Below are 17,420 nucleotides of genomic sequence, written 5' to 3'. Positions count from 1 at the left end.
CAGCGCCGGCCCCCGCAGAAAACCGCGCCCCAGCGGCTGTTGGTCGCAACTAGGCGGTGTCAAGTGGTGAGTGCAAGAAAGCGTTCGGCGAGGTAGTTGGCTGGGGTTTGCCAGTTGAGGATTTGTCGGGGTCGGATGTTGAGGAGTCGTTGGGCCTCAGCAATGTCGGCGTCGGTGTAGTCGCGGAAGTCGGCTTGTTTGCCGCCGAGGAGGTCACGGACGAGGTAGTTGGTGTTCTCGTTGGTGCCGCGCTGCCAGGGCGAGTGAGGGTCGCAAAAGTAGACCTTCGCGTTGCTGGCCAGAGTGAACCGAAGGTGGTCAGCCATCTCCGATCCCTGGTCCCAGGTCACGCTCTTCAGCAGCCCATCGGACATGCTCTTGGTCATCTCGATCAACGCATCGACCACAGTCTTGGAGTCCTGACCGTTGATCAGCCGGTGCAGCAGGGTGAACCGGGAGGATCGCTCGACCAAGGTGATGAGCGCGGACTTGTGGTCCTTGCCGATCACCAGGTCCCCTTCCCAATGGCCGGGCACGGTCCGGTCAGCTGCCTCGGCTGGCCGGGTTGAGATGTGATGGCCCTCCAGCCAGGACCTGCTGGAACGTTGGGGCAGTTTCGAGGCGGGGATCCGGTGGGTGCGGCCCGACCGCAACGCTTTGGCGATCTTCAGTTCCTGGCGCAGGGCGCCTTTGCCTTGGACATACAGGGCTTGGTAGATCGTTTCGTGACTCACCCATCTAGTGTGATCCTCGGCGAAATCAGTCCGCAGCTTCGCAGCGACCTGGCGTGGCGAGAACCGATCATTCAACCCCTGGATCACCGCTGCACGGGTCTGGGGATCGGACAGTTTCGTTGGTTTGGGCCGGGCCCTGCGGGCCACCGCCTGGGAGTGGGACAACGCCGCGCAGTAACGGCCATCAGGCAACCGTTGGCCACGTTTCAACTCCCGACACACCGTCGCTGCGGACACCCCGATCGCCTGCGCAATCCGGGCCATCGACCAACCATCCTCACGGCGCAGCTGGATCACCACCCGCTCCTGCTGACTCAGCCGACGACCATGACCGCCCGAAGCCGGGACGACCCGGTCGAGATCAGTGAACTGTTCAGGCATCACAGGACGAGCCTGACCGCCCCGCCGCCCCAACGCCAACCGATACCCGAACCGACGCAACACCTTCTGCACCGTCCTGGGATGCCAGCCGAACCGCTGGCACAACTGCGGGATCGTCAGCCCACACTCCACCCAGTACCGAAACTCATCCCAATCCCGCCCAGGCACCACAGCCTCCAAGAGTCAGCACAACACGTTGCACTCACCCTCTGACCCCGCCCTATTGCGACCAACAGCCGCTGGAGCGCGGTCTTCGTAGGAATCGGTGATCAGACCTGGACGGCTTCGCCGCGGGCGAAGGAGTCCAGGGCGCCGTTGACGATCCGCTGGGTACGCAGGCCCGCCGCGCCGTCGGGCTGCGGGGCCTGACCGGTGCGTACGCCCTCGAGGAAGGCCTCGACCATCCGACCGTCCAGGTTGGGACCGAAGGGCAGCCGCTGCATGCCGGGCTGGCTGGCATATCCCTCAACGGCCGTACCGAAGGTGTCGACCGAGGCGATGCCGTCGCTGCCGACGACCTCCAGGGTGAGACCGTCCAGCAGCGGCCCCTCCGGGAGCAGGCTCCAGGAGCAGTCGATGGTGGCGACCACGCCGTTGGCGTAGGTGACGGTCACCAGCCCGGCGGTCTCGGTGTGGACCTTGGGGTGGTCGGCGTGGAAGATCTTGTTCGCCACCGCATGTACCTTGACCGGTTCGGAGCCCAGCAGGTAGTCCAGCAGTTCAGCGCAGTGCACGGTGTGGTCCACCAAGGCGCCGCCGCCGGCCTGCTCCGGGTCACAGAACCAGGCCCGCCGGTTCACCGGGATCCGGCCGGTGTTGGTGCCGGTCGCGCCGACGACGGTGCCGAGTTTGCCGCTCGACACCAGTTCGCGGACCGTCTCCACACCCGACTCGAAGTGGATCGGGTAGGCCATCATCAGGAAGACGTTGTTGTCGGCGCAGGCCTGCAGCATCGCCTCGCCGTCGGCCACCGTGGTCGCCAGCGGCTTCTCGCACAGGATGTGCGCACCGCGGGCAGCAGCGGCCTCCACCAGCGGGCGATGGTTGACGTTCTCGCTCTGCACCACCACTGCGTCGGGGCCCCACTCCCAGATCTCGTCCAGGGTTTCGACGTAGGGCGCGCCCCACTCCTCGGCCTGGGCCCGACCCCGGAGCTCGTCCTCGGGCGCCGGCCCGAAGAGCACGTCAGTGCTGAGAAACTCCACGTCGTCGCGATCCTTGAGGAGCTGGACGTAGCTGCGGGCATGCACGTGCGCAAACGACAGCAGCGCAATCTTGAGCTTCTTCATGCCAGGAACTCCTTCATCACGATGGGGGCGCCGGATTCGATCGAGGCCGTCGCCGCCTCACACAGGGCCACCGCCATCAAGCCGTCCTCGGCGCTGACCCGCGGCAGCTCACCACCGTCGAAGGCCGCCACATACGCAGCCAGCTCGGTGCTGTAGGGCGAGTCGAAGGCGCTGGTGCTGGGCAGGAAGCCCTTGTCGGGCTTCTCCGCCGCGAGCTTGGCCTTGAGGGCATCATCCAGCCGCACCTGGGCACTGTCGTCGGTGTTGAACCGCAGCCGGCCCTCGGTGCCGTAGATGTCGTAGCTGTAGCCGAAGACCGTACGCTGGTTGCCCCACAGACCGCGGCAGTGCGACACCGCACCGTTGGTGTGGTGCATCACCACGTGGCAGGTCTCGATCTTCTCGGGGTCGGTGAGGACGCGGTTGACGGCGTACAGCCGCTCCACCGGCCCTGCCAGCCAGTACGCCTGGTCGAGGTCGTGGATCATCTGATCCATCACGATGCCGCCGGAACGCTCCGGGTCGGCGTACCAGTCGCGGGTCGGATAGCTGCCGCGGCGGGTGAACCGCAGCACGCCGAGCTCACCCAGGGTGCCCTCGTCGATGATGCGCTTGGCGTGGGCGTACTGCGGGAAGTAGCGGACCACGTGCGCCGGGTAGAGCTGGCCGGGCTCGGCGAGCTCCAACAGTTCCTTGGCCTGGCCGGTGTGCCGGGTCAGCGGCTTCTCGCAGACCACCTTCTTGCCCGCGGCCAGCGCTGCCTTGGTGGGGGCGTAGTGGTCGGGGGTCGGGGTCATGATGTCGACGATGTCGACCTGATCGAGCAGCTCCTCCAGGGAGTTGACGATCGTGACGTCGGCCTCGGGGTTGTTGGCGACGAGACGCTCGGCGTGTTCGGTGCTGTAGACGAAGATCTGCGCGTTGATCGACAGCCAGTAGGGCAGGTGCGCCCCGCTGATGCCGCCCGCGCCGACCAATCCCACCCGACGTCGGGCAGGGGCCTGCTGCTGGTCCATGTGTCCTCCTGAGTTGCGCGTCAGCGTAGCAGCAGCAATCCGTTACTACGGCGCAACCCTCGGGCCTGTCCCCGACACCGAACGACCCCCGTACGCGGTGCGTGCGGGGGTCGTCGACGTGGGGTCGGTCACACCTCGGTGCTGGCCTTCGGGTCGGTGCCGGACTGGTCTGCCGCGGCCGAGCTGTCGGTGTCAGCGGCTGGCGCGGTGGCGGATTCCTGGCCCGATTCGGTGCCGGATGCATCGGTCGACACGGGCTGCGCAGCGAAAAGGGACTGCGCCGCCCGGGCCACCGCCGCCGAGCCGAAGGCATCGATGCCGCCGCCGACGAAGCCGCCCAGCAGCGGGATGCCGCGGACCAAGGCCTTGCCGCCGAACTTGCCGCCGATCCGAGTCAGGATGAGCCGGGCGATGTCCTGGTTGACACGCTTGAGAATCTCGGCAGGCAGCTTGCGTACCGCAGCCCAGGTGAGTCGCTCACCGAGCTGGACGCCGACCTTCGCGACAAAGCCCTGCGCCGCCGAACCGGCCAGTGAGATCTTGATCAGTTCGATGGTGCGCTCGTCGGTCACATCGTGGCCGCGCAGGTGCGCGATCGCGCCGACCATCCGGGCATTCACCAGCAAAGTGCCGACCGCGCTCGCCGGGATGGCGACCAGCGCGGTCGCCAAACCACCCAACCCGGAGGTGAAACCGCTGGCCCCGGCCAGCAGCGTCGACTCGGCAATGATGCGCCTGACCGCCTTCTCGGCCTTCTCCGAACCAGGCTGGAAGCCGCTACCCGCGTACGCCTCCGCGTAGGCGCGGGAGCTCGGCAGCGGCCCGAACCCGTTGGCGACGACGGTGGTGATGAGCTGGTGGAAAGTGTCGGTCTTGCCCACGATGATCCCCCTCAACAGTGGTGTGACGCGGTTCGTCACATGCGCGTCCAGCGTACGCGGCAGCTTGGCGAGGGCGGGTACGACTACGGTGCCGCCTGTGCCGGGAGGAGCGGGCGCGGTCACTCCGGCGCTGAAACCCCTGAAGCTGGGCTCAAAGGTGCTCGGCCTCAGCAGCCCGGCACATTAGGCTGTCCGCAGCGAAAGGGAGTGCCGTGCAGCGACAAACCGTGTCCACCGCCGTCGGTCTGGGAATCCTGGCTGTCGCAGCCGTCGGACTCTCGGTGTCGGCGCTGAATCGCCCGACGGCACCGGTCGAGGCCAGCCCTGCGCCGGTCGTCAGGACCGACACCCCGACGATGGCAGCGAGCCCGACCCCGACGCCGACCCAGCCCGGATTCACCTCGCCTGCGCCCGAACCCTCCCCCGAGCTGCCACCCAGTCCCGAGGTGAGTCCGACTGCATCAGGAGCCGAGCCCGAATCAGAGCCCGAGCCCGAGCCCGAGCCCGAGCCGACCCGCAGCTCCAGCGCTCCGAGGTCCACTGCACCACGGCCAGCCCCCAGCACCACCGCCGAACGCGAGAGCGAACTCGTGCCCGGCGGTTACTGCCGCAACCCCGGCGTGGTGATGCGGTATGCCGGCGACATGTACGTGTGCTCCTCGGGCAATGTCTGGGTCTCCCAGGCGCCCCCGGCGACCAGCGAACCGGATCCCGAACCAGAGCCGGAGCCGGAGCCCGAACCACAGCCAGAGCCGGAGGATCCCCCGGCCAACCCCTGACCTGGGCCGCCGGTCCGGGCACCTGCACAACGACAGCTTCACGCAGCTACGCAGCCCAAACGGCCGGTTTTGCCGGCACAACTACAGCATCACGTGGTTGTACGCCGGGGCTGCGGCTTCACACCGGGCCCTAGATCACCCTCGGGCCGTAGTGCTGCTCGGACGCCGTCGCCGCAGCCTCGCTATCGGCCGCGAGCACCACCAACCGGTTGATCACCTCGACATGGGCGCCGGCCGCCAGCGCCGCCGACTGCAGCGCGGCCGCTTCGGACTGGTGTGCCACCACCGCCACGCCGCGTCGGGCCAGCTCGACCAACAGCCGCGGCGACTGGGGGTCGGAGGCGGCTCGTTCAAACAGGTTGACCTGCCGCAATTGGTCCGCCTTGAGCAACGGCGCGAGGTCGACCGGGGCAAAGAGGCCGAGCGTCACCACGGTGCTGCTGGCCACCGGCGCCAGGTCCGCGGTCTCCTCCATATTCAAATACGTCAACTCCGGCAGCTCGGTGATGACCTCGATCGAGGGTGCCTTCGCTACTGACAGGGCGAGTCGACGCAGCTGCGTACATCCCGCCAGCGGCGCCAGGTCCACCTTCTTGGTGCCCGCCCCAGGCCTCGTCGAGGCGGTCCAGCAGGTCCGCGTCGGCGCGAATGGCGGTGGCCATCAGCGCCCACAGTTCGATGATCGGATAGCTGCCCGCCAGCACCGCCAGCCGAGTCGCGTCGGTGTCGACGGCGGCGAGCGCGGCCCGCTCCAATCCAGCCGAGGTCGCCAGCTTGGGGCTGTTCTTGATGGCGCCGGGCGCGTTGGTGTAGCGGTTGACCCGTTTCAGGTACGCCATCACCTCGACGAAGAGATCCGCACCGCCCTGCTGCCACGCCGCAGCGAGGAAGCGGCAGACCACGTCCTGCCCCTCGGCGGCCGCTGTGGCCAGCGCCGGCCACTGCTCGCGCGGCAGCTCCAGCATCTCCTTGAAGCGGTAGCTGGCGTAGCCGCGCGCGGCGACGTCGTCGATGAGCGAGGACACAGCCATCAGATCTCCGTCAGTTCAGCAGGTGGGCAATCTCGTTGGCCAGCAGTCGGCGCCGATCGGGTGACTCGTACGCCTCGGGGCCGTGACCAAGGGAATCGTAGATCAGCCCGGCCGCCGACTCCCACACACACATCTGGCGGGCACCGTGATGGGTGCCATCAGGGCCCTCGCTCCAGTACTGCTCCTCCAACTCGTGCCACAGCACCGGCACCGAGTCCGGCGCCAGCGTGAGCTTGGAGTAGCGCTCATCGAAGGCGCGTACGCCCTCGGGCAGTCCCGCCAGCAGCGGATGCCCCTCCTGCCCGGCGACGGGGAGGAAATGGGCATCGGAGCGCGGCGGATGCATCGACACCCCGCGTACCCACTGGCCGCCCAGCAGTTCGGACCAGCGCGGCCAGTCCCGCAAGCTCGCGGCGGCGGTGTGGGTGCCGATCACCTTGCCGCCGCCATCGATCCAGGCCCCGAACGCTTCGTGGGCGGCCGCCCACTCGGCATCCTCGCGCAGCGGCGACTTCGGATCGGTGCCGGTACCAGTGTTGAGGATCACCAGGTCCACCCCGGACAGGTCCGCCAGCGCAGCCGGTTCGGCGTCGACCAGGTCGACCGAGGCGCCCGGGTGTTCCCGGGCAACCGAGGCGATGCCGTCACTGGACTCGACGAACGGATGCCACGGGTCGGTGTAGCGGCCGTGACCGCGGACCACCCGGATGGTCGGATCAGTTGCGGACATGCTGCCTCCTGGTCCGGTGTGCCCCTCAGCCCACCTTCGTCACACGATGTTGCCGTGTTCGCGGAAGCTCCGCCACACGTTCTCGAAGAAGTCGTCGTCAGCGGGAATCGGGCGGACCGGACGCCACTGACACTCCACCTGACCGTCACGATAGGTCACGGACTGCTTCTCACCATCCAGGGCTCCGCCGTCGAGGCTGAGCTGGAAGAGCTCCGGCAGCCCCATCTCCTCCCCACCGGGCTGCTCGCCGGCCGGATCGGTGTAGAGCACCGCGCCGCGGCTGCGGCCACCGTGGTCGAGATAGTCCAGCATCGCCGCGAGATAGACGTACTGGGTCTGCAGGATGTCGCGGACCAGGAAGACCCGGTCCACCGACCGCCTCGAGGTCGGATCGGCGGCGATCGTGTCGGCGTACGTCTCCAGCCATTCCTTGACCTGGTCATGGGCCCGCCGCACCGATTCGGGCGACCGGACCGCGGCCGCCTCGGTGCTCATCAGCTGCCGGGCCTGCTTGATCATCGGGTCGGTGGTGTCCTCGCCCCCCTCGCTGACGCGGCCGGTCGCACCGTCGAGCAGTCCGTACGCCCGCTCCACCGCCGCGGCTGCGACCTCGTCGTAGACCTCGGCGCCCGGCGCGTCACCGGTGCGCTGAGCAGCGATGAACTGGGCCGCGCGGGTGGCACCGACCTGGCCAGAGTTGAGCGCCGCACCGCCGGGGCGATAGACGCCGTGGGCGCCGGCCGCCTCGCCGACGGCGAAGAAGCCCGCCAGGCTGGTCTCCCACCAGTCGTTGACGGCCAGGCCGCCGTTGTTGTGCTGGGCGCAGACGGCCACCTCAAGCATCTCGGTGGCCAGATCCACCCGCGGGTTACGGCCCAGATAGAACTCGTACGCCGGGTTGTTCATGTGCTGGAGCCGCTCGATCGGCGTACCGAACAGGCAGCCGGCGCGCTCCAGATAGGCGTACGCCTCCTCGCTCAGGTGGCTCGGGTCGAAGTCCTCGCGGACCGGATTGGAGCGGTAGTCCAGCCAGACCCGGCGGCCGCGCAGCACCCGCTCGCGGTAGACGATCAGGTCGATCAGGCTCGAGCCGTCGACGGCCTTGCGGACGTCGAAGGGCCACTGGTAGCCCTTGAGGAAGACCAGCGACATCAGCCGGCCGTAGCCCTCGTCGGAGCCGTCAGGGTTGAGCGCCTCGACCAGGAATTCGCGTTCGTCGTTGCCGTCGGCGTCGGTGGAGATGAATCGCGGGATCACCTGCATGTAGGTGCCGGACACGTTCCACTTGGGGTGCACCGAGGCCAGCCCGAACTGCCATTCGGTCAGATTCTCCCCGGCGATGCCGGCCGCCAGCGCGGCACCGTTGGCGCCCCATTGCCCGTTGGGATAAACCGCGTCGGCATAGATGCCAGCCGGGCCGCCGGTGGCGTACACCACGTTGCGGGTGCGGATCAGCGCAAACCGGTCGGCATCGTCGTGCTGGTCGGTGCGCAGGCACAGCAACCCGACGCAGCGTTCCTCGCCGGACTCCGGGTCAGTGGCGCGGAGCACCTCGACGACCCGCAGTGACTGGAGGATCGGGGTGCCCTGGGCTTCGACCCGCTCCTCGAGCCGTTCGGTCATGCCCTTGGAGGTGAACGGGCCCACCGAGGTGGCGCGGCGGCGCGGGTCGTGGTCAGTCTTGTAGCCGACGAATTCACCCGAGCGGTTCTGCGGGAAAGGAACGCCGGCCTCGACCAGGTGCAGGAAGGCGCGGGCGGAGTTGGCGGCCTCGGCGAGCGCAATGTCGCCGTCCATGGCGCCACCGGAAAACAAGGTCTCCGCCATCGCGTACACCGAGTCGTCGTCACCACCGGACAGGGTCAGCTTGTAGTAGGTCTGCTTGTCGGAGCCGGCATTGCGGGAGGCGCCGGCGCGGCGCTTGTCAGTGATGACCAGGACAGATTCCTGGCCGAAGCCGTGCAGTCGGTCAGCGGCGCAGTAGCCGGCCGAACCGGTGCCAACGACGACGGTGTTGGCGCTCAGCACCGGGACACTGCGTCCGGCGGCGTCGATGTGCGGGGCGTCAGCGAAAAGGTCAGTCATGGGTATCTCCTCGAGAAGCGGTGTCGACTCAGAAGCGGTGTCGACTCAGAAGCGGTGTCGACTCAGAAGCGGTGTCGACTCAGAAGCGGTGTCGGCTCAGAGCTGAGCGATGTGCATGCCGCCGTCGACATTGATGATCTCGCCGGTGCTGTAGGGGATCTGGCCGCTGGCCAGGATGCTCACCGCGCCGGCGACATCGGCGGGCAGACCCCACCGCGGAATCGGAGCGATGCCACCTGCGAAGGCGGCGTCGTACTTGTCCTTCACGCCGGCGGTCATGTCAGTCTCGATGATCCCGGGGCGTACCTCGTAGACCATGATCGCTTCCGGGGCCAGCCGGGCGGCCCACAGTTGCGTGGCCATCGCGACGCCGGCCTTGGAGATGCAGTATTCGCCACGGTTGACCGAGACCCGGGTGGCCGAGGTCGAGGAGACGTTGACGATCGTGCCGCGCACCTCGGGGCGGCCGTCCGCACCGCTGGTGACGGGCCGCTTCAGCATCGCCTGGGCGGCGTACTGGGTGAGGAAGTAGGGGCCGCGCAGGTTGGTCTCGAGCACGAAGTCGTACTCGTCGACCTCGGCCTCGAGGATGTCCTTGCGCTGCCGCGGCGCCACGCCGGCATTGTTGACCAGCAGATCCAGGCGGCCGAATCGCTCCAGGGTCGCGTCGACCAGGCGGCGGCCGTCGGCGAGGTCACCGATGCTGCCGTGCGTGTACGCCGCGTCGCCCGGCTGACCCTCGGCGTACGCCTCGATCTCACCGAAAGGCGACTCCGCCTGCGGCTTGGTGGCAAAGACCATCACGTTCCAGCCTTCGGCGAGCAGTCGCTCCGTGATCCCTCGACCGATGCCCCGGCTTCCGCCGGTGACGATGGCAACCTTGCGCCCGCTCATGCCGCGTCCTCCCAGAAAGTGCGTTTCGGCGATTCTGTCACACCTCGCCGAGCTCGGCAAGCGCTTTCCAATCTGCTATCCGACCGTCGTCGCAGGCACTCGGCTCAGATCCGGCGGTCCTGAACCGCGCGGCGGGTCAGCGACAGCGACTCGCGGGCCGAGTCGTAGTGCCGCTGGGCCACCCCGACGAAGACGATGTCGACCAAGCTCAGCTGGGCAATCCGGGAGGCGGTGGCTCCGGAACGGAAGGTCGACTCCTGGGCCGCGGTGAGCAGGGTGTGGTCGGCGGCCTCGGCCAGCGCCGACCGGGAGGCATTGGTGATCGCCACCGTGGTCGCGCCGCGGTCCCCCGCAATCGTCAGCGCGTCGACCACGTCAATGGTGCGGCCACTGTCGGAGATCCCGATCGCGACGTCCTCATTGCCCAACAGCGCGACCGCGGGCAGCCCCTGGTGAGCATCGACGTAGGAGGTCGCCGCCCGTCCGATCCGGGCCAGCTTCTGCTGCAGGTCCATCGCCGCGAAAGCCGACGCGCCAACCCCGAAGGTGACGATCTGTCGTGCCTGCGCCACTGCGTCGACCACCCGGGCCAGGACCCCCAGATCGATTCGAGCGGCGGTGTCGGCGACGGCTTGGGTGTCAGCCAGGGCGACCTTGCGTACGGTTTCGGCCAGGTTGTCGGTCGGCGACAGATCCGCTCCGATGTCGGTGTCCTCGCCGGCAAACAGCACCCGCCGGCCCCGCGCAAACTCCAGATCCCCACGCAGCGCGAAGCGAAAGTCGCGATAACCGGAGAAGCCGACCTGGCGCGCCAATCGGACCACCGTGGCCTGGGAGGTGCCCGCGGCGGTGGCGAGGTCGGCGATCGACAGTCCGACCGCCCGTTCCGGGTCATCGAGGATCACATCGGCGATCCGCACCATCGCCGGATGCAGACTGCCCCGCACCTCTCGCAACGCGCTGACGACGTCGGTCACGAGCCCGCCTCCACCTCCTGGACTGCGGCGCGAATGCCCGCGGCGTCTCCGACGCGGCCGGGATCGGTGGGATGTCGATCCAGCGCAGCCTCGGCCAAATGTACGCCGCCGGCGCCCACACCGGAGAGCAGTGCCACCAACGCAACCCGGACGTTGCCGTGGGCCGCCCGCAGCGTCGCGTCGGCGGTGTCGACGTCCACGTCGGTGGCCTGCACCAGCATCCGTACGGTACGCGCGATCAGCTTCTGGTTGGTCGCCCGGACGTCGATCATCAGGTTGGAATAGGTCTTGCCGAGCCGGACCATGGTCGCGGTCGAGAGTGCGTTCAGCACCAGCTTCTGGGCGGTGGCCGCCTTCATCCGGGTGGAGCCGGTGACGGCCTCGGGTCCGGTGTCGGTGAGGATCGGATGATCGGCCAACTCGGCCAGTTCGGCGTGTGGGTTGGCACTGACCAATCCGGTGACCAGGCCTCGCGCCCGGGCTGCCGCCATCGCGCCACGGACATAGGGCGTACGCCCCGAAGCCGCCAGTCCGATGACGACATCGTGTGCCCCGCACTCCTCGACCAGGGTCGCGCCAGCGGCCTCGGAATCCTCCAGACCTTCGGCCGACACCAGCATCGCGTCGGCGCCGCCGGCGAGGTGAGCGGTGAAGTATTCCGGGCCGGCGTTGTAGGTCGGCGCAAGTTCGACGGCATCCAGCACCGCCAGCCGTCCCGACGTCCCGGCGCCGACGTAGTGGACGGTGCCACCGGCGTCGATCGCGGTCACGCAGGCCTCGGCCAGCGCACCGATCTGTGGGGACAGCGCCTGCACCCGCGCCAGCACGCTGGCGTCCTCGGCGAGGATCCGCTCGATGATCTCGGTCGCAGGCAGCGTGTCCAGATCCATCGTGCGCGGGTTGCGCTCCTCGGTCGGCGAGCGCAGCGAGGTCAGCGCGCGCCACTCCTGCGGGGTGGTCGGTTCAGCGTTGCTCATTGGTCCCTCTCCTCAACATGGGTGCGCAGGATCAGTCGCGCAGGCGTGGTCATGCCGCGGGTGTCCAGCTGACTCAGGGCATCGGGTGGGGTGAGGCTGCCGAGCACCGCCGGCTCCCTGGCTCCGGTGATCGCGGCACCGCCCCGGCTTCGGGTCGGGGCCGACACCACGCCCGGCAGGCCGTACGCGCCGAGCCAGCCGATCAGCGCGAACAACACTGCTTCCTTGTGGTCGGAGTCGACGCCCAACTCCTCGGTGCGGCGCAGCTGCCAGCCAGGCAGCAGATCGGCCAATCGCTCGACCAGCACCGGGTTGTCCGCGCCACCACCGGACAAGTGCAGGGGCGTACTGGATCCCGGCCCGAATGCGTCGGCGACGGTGCGCGCGGTCAGTTCGACCAGCGTGCGCACCAGATCGGCCCCCGACAGGTTCCCACCGGACCAACGCGCCCGCTGGCCGTCGACGTGGATGCCCAGCTCACCCAGCGAGAAGTGTTCCCGGCCGGTCGACCGAGGCATCGGCAACCCGAAATAGGGGTCGGCCACCAGGTACGTCAGCAGTTCCTCGTCCACCTGCCCGGCCCGGGCGCGTACGCCGTCGCGGTCGAAGCTCTCCTGGCCGTCGGACAGCGCGCGGACCGCATCGTCGAGCAGGCAGTTGCCGGGTCCGGTGTCACCGCAGACAACCTCGCCGTGCCGGATCCGGGTCACGTTGGCGATACCGCCGATGTTGAGGAAGCCGGCATCCTCGCCACCCACCAACAAGGTGTCCAAGATCGGAGCCAGGGGAGCCCCGGCACCGCCGCTGGCAACGTCGGCGGCCCGGACATCGGCGATCACCGGTACGCCGGTGCGCGCATGGATCCGGGCCGGGTCACCGAGCTGCCACGTGGCTTCGGTGACCGCCCCGTCGGTGACGTGGGCAATGTTCTGGCCATGGCTGCAGATCAGGTCAACCGGGCCGTGGGACTCGGCGATCGCCTCCGCCGCGGCCTCACCGAAGGCTTCACCGACCGCTGCGTGCAGCCGGGCCAGTTCGGCCAACTCCGCCGTGGGACGGGTCAACAGGCTCACCAGCCGGCCCCGGGTCTGCTCGGGCCACGGCACGGTCCGCGCCACCTCGATGCACCCGCGCAACTGCGTCCCGACCATGCCAAAGTGCACCACGGCGACATCGATGCCATCCAACGACGTGCCGGACAGGATGCCTGCGATCCTCATGGCGCCTCCCCTCATGACCCCGCCGCGGCGGCTTCGGGGGACAGCGCCGGCAGGCCGGCACTGACCCGGGCCAGGTTGCCGATCCGCCACAGCTCGTCGGTCAGAGCGGTTGGGTCCGCCACCTCGGCCGCCACCCGCCGGACGGCGCGTGCCGCACGGACGCGCACAGCCCGGGTCTGCAGGTCGGACCGATCGAGCCGCCCCGAGGCGAGGGCCGCCGCGATCGCGCCATGGGCCTGGTCAAGCATGGCGTGGGCGTCGCGCCGGATGGAGGTACCAAGACAGAGCAGGTCGGCACCGGCCTCCAACGCGCGGACGCAGGACTCGGGGAAGCCGACCGTCCCCGACACCGCCGCCATGTCCAACGCATCGGTGACGACCAGGCCCTCGAAGCCCTGCTCGGCCACCAGCTCCGCCGACCAGCGGCTGATCGAGGCCGGCCCCTGCCCCAGCGCGGGCACCTCGATGTGGGCCGTCATCACCGCATCGACCTCGGCCAACGGGAAACCAGCCAGGTGCTCGGCGAGGAACCGGTCCCGGGGCATCTCGACGGTGGGCAGGGTGTGGTGGGAATCGGTGGCGGTGTCGCCGTGGCCGGGGAAATGCTTGGCACAGCTGAGCACCCCAGCCTGGTGCAGGCCCGCCGCGAAGGCTGCCGACTGGGTCCGCACCCGGGCCGGATCGGCGGCGTACGCGCGGAGGCCGATCACCGGATTGTCCGGATTGGAGTTGACGTCGGCGACCGGCGCGAAGTCCAGATCGATGCCACACCAGGTCAGCACCGCCCCCATCGCGACGCCGGCCTCCCGGGTGAGTTCGGGGTCATCGACCCGGCCGAAGACCCCGGCCGAAGGTAGTGGCCCCTCGGTGCGTGCCTGCCCGGGCAGCCCGCTGAAGCGAGAGAACAGCCGGGTGACCGGCCCACCTTCCTCGTCGATCGCCACCACCGCATCCGGATTGGCTCGGTGCACCCGGTCGCTGAGCTCGCGAGCCCGGGCCAAGGTCGGGACGTCGTGGGCGAAGTAGACCACCCCGCCCAGCCCGGCCCGCAGCGCGTCCTCGATCACCTCGTCGACGTCGCCCGCCGGCAGTGGCGGCAGCAGCAACGCCAACACGTCGGCGTCGGGATCCTGAATCCGTACGGGCGGTTCAGTCACGGAGCGCTCGCTCACCCCTTCACCGCCCCCGCCGTCAGCCCGGAGGCCAGATTGCGCTGCACCAACACGAAGAAGATCACCACGGGCAGGGCGATGATGGTCGAAGCGGCCATGATCGGGCCCCATTCGGCGGTGTTCTGGGTGAAGAAGGTCCGCAGCCCGACGCCAACGGTGTACTTGCTGGACTCGTTCATGAAGGTCAGCGCGAAGATGAATTCGTTCCACGCAGTGATGAAGCTGAAGACGCTGGTCGCCACCAGCCCGGGCGCCACCAGCGGCAGCAGGATCCGGAAGAACATGGTGAACCAGTTCGCACCGTCCACGTACGCCGCCTCCTCCAACTCCTTTGGGACCGCGGCGACGAAGCCGCGCAGGTTCCAGATCGCAAAGGGCAGCGAGAACGCCAGATAGACGATGACCAGGCCGAGCAGCGAGTTGAGCATGTTGAGCGAGCGGGCCTGCAGGAAGAGCGGGATCACCAACGCCTCCAGCGGCACCATCTGCACCATCAACACCAGGACCAGCACGGCGGTCCGGAACCGGAACTTGAATCGTGCGACGCCGACGGCGGCCAGCAGCGCGATCGCCCCCGACAGCAGCACGGTGCCGACCGCGACGATGACGCTGATCCGGACGTAGCGCAGGAAGTCGGCGTCGACGATCACGCGGCGGAAGTGCTCCAGGGTGAAGCCGCTGGGCAGCAGATTGGCGCCGCGCGAGGAGGCCGAGGTGTCGACCGCGGTCGACAGCATCCAGTAGAAGGGAAACAGAGCATAGATCAGCAGCAGCGCGATGCCGATGCCCTTGAGGACCGTGCCCAGCGGCGTACGGCGGTTCACAGTTCGTCCTCCTTCATCATCACCCGCAGGTAGATCACCGACACCACCAACAACAGCAGCGTCAACAGCACTGCGATCGCCGAACCCATGCCGTAGTTGCCCTGCCCGAAGGACTCGGTGTAGGACCACACGCCGAGATTCATCATGTTGCGGTTGGAGCCGTCGCCGCCGGGCATCAGATAGATCTGGGTGAAGACCTTGAAGTCCCAGATCGTCGACAGGATCACGCACACCGCCAGGATCGGGCGGAGCATCGGCACGGTGATTTGCCAGAACCGCTGCCACGCGTTGGCGCCGTCCATGGCGGCTGCCTCGTGGAGCTCCTGGGGCACCGTCATCAGACCTGCCAGCACCGTGATCGCGATGAAGGGGAAGCCGTGATACACGACATTGAGGGTGGCGATGCTGTAGAAGGCCAGTCGGGAGTTCCACCAGTTCACGGTGCCGGGCTCGAGGATCCCGACCATCCCCAGCAGGTCACTGACGAAACCGTTGAGCGGGTCGAACAGCCACACGAAGACGTATGTGCCGGTGAGCGCGGGGATCGCCCAGGCGACCATGATCGCGGTGGTGCAGATGAAGCGCGAGGCCGTCGCGAGGTTGTTGAGGAAGACCGCGATCGCGACGCCGACAACCATGGTCAACACCACGCAGACGGCGGCGAATCCGACGGTGTTGGGCAACACCGTGGTCCACAGGAAGCCGTCGCTGAGGATGGTGGTGTAGTTCTCCAGGCCCACATAGTTGGTGGTGCCGCGGAGCAGGTTGCGCAGCCGGTAGTCCTGGAAGGACAGGTCGAGGACCCGGCCCAACGGGACGATCAGCAGGATCGCCAGGGTCGCCAGGGCCGGCGCCAGCAGCAGCCACGGCGGGGCGCCGCGACGCAACCAGCGCGGGGCACCGCGACGCAACCAGCGCGGCAGCCGGGGTCGCGGTCGGGGGGATGGGGCGGTCACGGTCGCCATCGGACTCCTCGGGTCGGCGGGTGGATGAAGGCGTACGCCGCCCCTGGTCGCTCCGAACGGGAGCAGCCAGGGGCAGCGTCGACCTCAGCCGCCGAAGATTGCGTTCATCTCCTCGGCCGCGGCATCGGCGGCGGTCTGGGCGTCCTGGCCGCCCGCGAGGATGTTGTTGAGCATGTTCGGCAGCGTCTTGCGACCCTCGACCTGACCCCACAGCGGGGTGACCGGCACCGACGTGCCGCCCTCGTTCATCTGGCTGGCAAAGACGGTGGTGAGCTCGTCGCCGGCAGCGGTGACCGCTTCCAGGGCGGACTTCTGGCCCGGGAAGTAGTTGGTCTCGGTGGCCCACCGCTCGGCGAACTCACCGGTGGACATCAGCTTGATCAGTTCGAAGGAGAGCTCGGGCTCCTCAGTGTCGGCGAACCGGCACAGGTGCGAACCACCCAGGAAGCTCGGCGCGATCGCCGAGTCCTTGCCGGGGATGGTGAAGGCAACCAGTTGCTCGTAGAGGTCGGGCTGATTCTGCTTGATCGTCGCCGGCACCCAGGATCCGGTGATGAACATGCCGACATTGCCCTGCTCGAACTGCTTGAGAGAGTCGGTTTCCTTCCAGGTCGAGGCCGCCGGCGTGGAAGCGCCGTGAACCAGGGCCAGGTCGGTGTACCACTTGATGCCTTCGACCGCGGGTGCCTGGTTGATGGCCGCGGTCCAGTTGCCGCCAGACTCCGTGGCGATGTCACCGCCGGCACCCCACGGGAAGGGCATCATCGCGAACAGGGACGCGCCGGCCACCGGGAACGGGATGGTGTTGGCGTCCTGACCCTTGAGGGCCTGGATCATCTCGAACAGGTCATCCCAGTTCTGCGGCTGCTCGTTGACGCCGGCCGCGTCGAGCAGCTCACGGTTGCCGAGGATCGACCGTACGCCGGCGTACCACGGCATGCCGTAGATGTCGCCGTCCAGAGTCGCGGCCTCGACCAGACCGTCGACCAGGTCATCACCCAGGCCGGCCGCCTCGATGTCGTCGGTGAGCAGGTCCAAGCCACCCGCATCAGCAAACTCCGGCGTCCAGGTGGTGCCGACCTCGGCAACGTCGGGGCCGGTGCCGCCGGTCATCGCGGTGACGAACTTGTCGTGGGCGCCGTCCCAGGGCTGCACCTCGACGGTGAGTTCCGCGCCGGTCTGGGTGGTGAAGGCGTCCTTGAGGGCGGCGATGTACTCATCAGACTTGGAGTTGGTGCCCTGCATGATCCACAGGGTCAGGCTCTTGCCGGCGCCGTCGACGGGCTCTCCCGGCTCTCCCCCGCCGCCGTTGGAGCAGGCGGCCAGGCCGAGCGCCATCGTGCCGGCAGCGGCGCCGCCCAACAGGGAACGTCGAGAAATCATGGTCATTCTCCTCAATCATCGACAACGTGAGTAAAACTTGCTTTCATGGCTGGAACCGTTCAGGAAAGTTAGCACGCTGGAA

17 protein-coding genes are annotated in these 17,420 nt (G+C 68.3%); 1 reads left to right on the top strand and 16 read right to left on the bottom strand.

What is annotated here, in order from left to right:
• Positions 1-59 precede the first annotated feature (59 nt).
• From CGZ91_RS13245 to CGZ91_RS13230, 4 genes are all read right to left on the bottom strand, one after another.
• Entirely contained in the window at positions 60-1,283 is a 1,224-nt protein-coding gene (locus tag CGZ91_RS13245) for an IS30 family transposase (protein WP_229116632.1), read from the bottom strand.
• A 101-nt stretch (positions 1,284-1,384) separates the two neighbouring features.
• Positions 1,385-2,404, bottom strand: a complete 1,020-nt coding sequence (locus CGZ91_RS13240; RefSeq protein WP_094455878.1) for a Gfo/Idh/MocA family protein — start codon at positions 2,402-2,404, stop codon at positions 1,385-1,387.
• A complete protein-coding gene (locus tag CGZ91_RS13235; RefSeq protein WP_094455876.1) occupies positions 2,401-3,420 on the bottom strand; it encodes a Gfo/Idh/MocA family protein in 1,020 nt (339 codons plus the stop codon). The genes CGZ91_RS13240 and CGZ91_RS13235 overlap by 4 nt, the downstream gene beginning before the upstream one ends.
• 128 nt (positions 3,421-3,548) lie before the next feature.
• On the bottom strand, positions 3,549-4,301 hold the full coding sequence (locus CGZ91_RS13230) for an EcsC family protein (protein WP_179229375.1): 753 nt from the start codon (positions 4,299-4,301) through the stop codon (positions 3,549-3,551).
• A gap of 212 nt (positions 4,302-4,513) precedes the next feature.
• On the opposite strand from CGZ91_RS13230, the gene CGZ91_RS14400 reads away from it, so the two are divergent.
• Positions 4,514-5,080 (top strand): hypothetical protein, encoded by a 567-nt coding sequence (locus CGZ91_RS14400; RefSeq protein WP_179229374.1) that lies wholly within the window; start codon positions 4,514-4,516, stop codon positions 5,078-5,080.
• Between the two features lie 130 nt (positions 5,081-5,210).
• Here CGZ91_RS14400 and CGZ91_RS13225 read toward each other — a convergent pair whose 3' ends face one another.
• The 12 genes from CGZ91_RS13225 to CGZ91_RS13170 form a co-directional block, all read right to left on the bottom strand.
• Positions 5,211-5,453: a hypothetical protein gene (locus CGZ91_RS13225; protein WP_094455872.1), complete on the bottom strand. Its 243-nt coding sequence runs from the start codon at positions 5,451-5,453 to the stop codon at positions 5,211-5,213.
• Positions 5,431-6,111, bottom strand: coding sequence for a hypothetical protein (locus CGZ91_RS13220; protein WP_094455870.1), 681 nt, complete (start codon positions 6,109-6,111; stop codon positions 5,431-5,433). The genes CGZ91_RS13225 and CGZ91_RS13220 overlap by 23 nt, the downstream gene beginning before the upstream one ends.
• Positions 6,112-6,121: 10 nt before the next feature.
• Positions 6,122-6,841 (bottom strand): ThuA domain-containing protein, encoded by a 720-nt coding sequence (locus tag CGZ91_RS13215; RefSeq protein WP_094455868.1) that lies wholly within the window; start codon positions 6,839-6,841, stop codon positions 6,122-6,124.
• Between the two features lie 39 nt (positions 6,842-6,880).
• The gene (locus tag CGZ91_RS13210; RefSeq protein WP_094455867.1) at positions 6,881-8,926 is read right to left on the bottom strand and encodes an FAD-binding protein; all 2,046 of its coding nucleotides are present in this window, start codon (positions 8,924-8,926) and stop codon (positions 6,881-6,883) included.
• A 96-nt stretch (positions 8,927-9,022) separates the two neighbouring features.
• Positions 9,023-9,820: a 3-ketoacyl-ACP reductase gene (locus CGZ91_RS13205; RefSeq protein WP_094455865.1), complete on the bottom strand. Its 798-nt coding sequence runs from the start codon at positions 9,818-9,820 to the stop codon at positions 9,023-9,025.
• Between the two features lie 104 nt (positions 9,821-9,924).
• Positions 9,925-10,797: a MurR/RpiR family transcriptional regulator gene (locus CGZ91_RS13200; protein WP_229116631.1), complete on the bottom strand. Its 873-nt coding sequence runs from the start codon at positions 10,795-10,797 to the stop codon at positions 9,925-9,927.
• Positions 10,794-11,774: an N-acetylmuramic acid 6-phosphate etherase gene (locus CGZ91_RS13195; protein ID WP_094455863.1), complete on the bottom strand. Its 981-nt coding sequence runs from the start codon at positions 11,772-11,774 to the stop codon at positions 10,794-10,796. The genes CGZ91_RS13200 and CGZ91_RS13195 overlap by 4 nt, the downstream gene beginning before the upstream one ends.
• Complete coding sequence (locus CGZ91_RS13190; RefSeq protein ID WP_179229373.1) at positions 11,771-12,994, bottom strand: anhydro-N-acetylmuramic acid kinase; 1,224 nt, start codon at positions 12,992-12,994, stop codon at positions 11,771-11,773. The genes CGZ91_RS13195 and CGZ91_RS13190 overlap by 4 nt, the downstream gene beginning before the upstream one ends.
• 11 nt (positions 12,995-13,005) lie before the next feature.
• Entirely contained in the window at positions 13,006-14,151 is a 1,146-nt protein-coding gene (locus CGZ91_RS13185) for a glycoside hydrolase family 3 N-terminal domain-containing protein (RefSeq protein WP_179229372.1), read from the bottom strand.
• An 11-nt stretch (positions 14,152-14,162) separates the two neighbouring features.
• The gene (locus tag CGZ91_RS13180) at positions 14,163-14,990 is read right to left on the bottom strand and encodes a carbohydrate ABC transporter permease (protein WP_094450045.1); all 828 of its coding nucleotides are present in this window, start codon (positions 14,988-14,990) and stop codon (positions 14,163-14,165) included.
• A complete protein-coding gene (locus CGZ91_RS13175) occupies positions 14,987-15,946 on the bottom strand; it encodes a carbohydrate ABC transporter permease (RefSeq protein WP_229115949.1) in 960 nt (319 codons plus the stop codon). The genes CGZ91_RS13180 and CGZ91_RS13175 overlap by 4 nt, the downstream gene beginning before the upstream one ends.
• A 93-nt stretch (positions 15,947-16,039) precedes the next feature.
• Positions 16,040-17,338 (bottom strand): extracellular solute-binding protein, encoded by a 1,299-nt coding sequence (locus CGZ91_RS13170; protein WP_094450113.1) that lies wholly within the window; start codon positions 17,336-17,338, stop codon positions 16,040-16,042.
• Positions 17,339-17,420: the final 82 nt, after the last annotated feature.

It is taken from the genome of Parenemella sanctibonifatiensis (assembly GCF_002250565.1).
In the GTDB taxonomy this organism is placed as follows: Bacteria; Actinomycetota; Actinomycetes; order Propionibacteriales; family Propionibacteriaceae; genus Parenemella; species Parenemella sanctibonifatiensis.
Note: the sequence above shows the minus strand (reverse complement) of the source record. Positions and strands in the feature narration are given on the sequence as shown.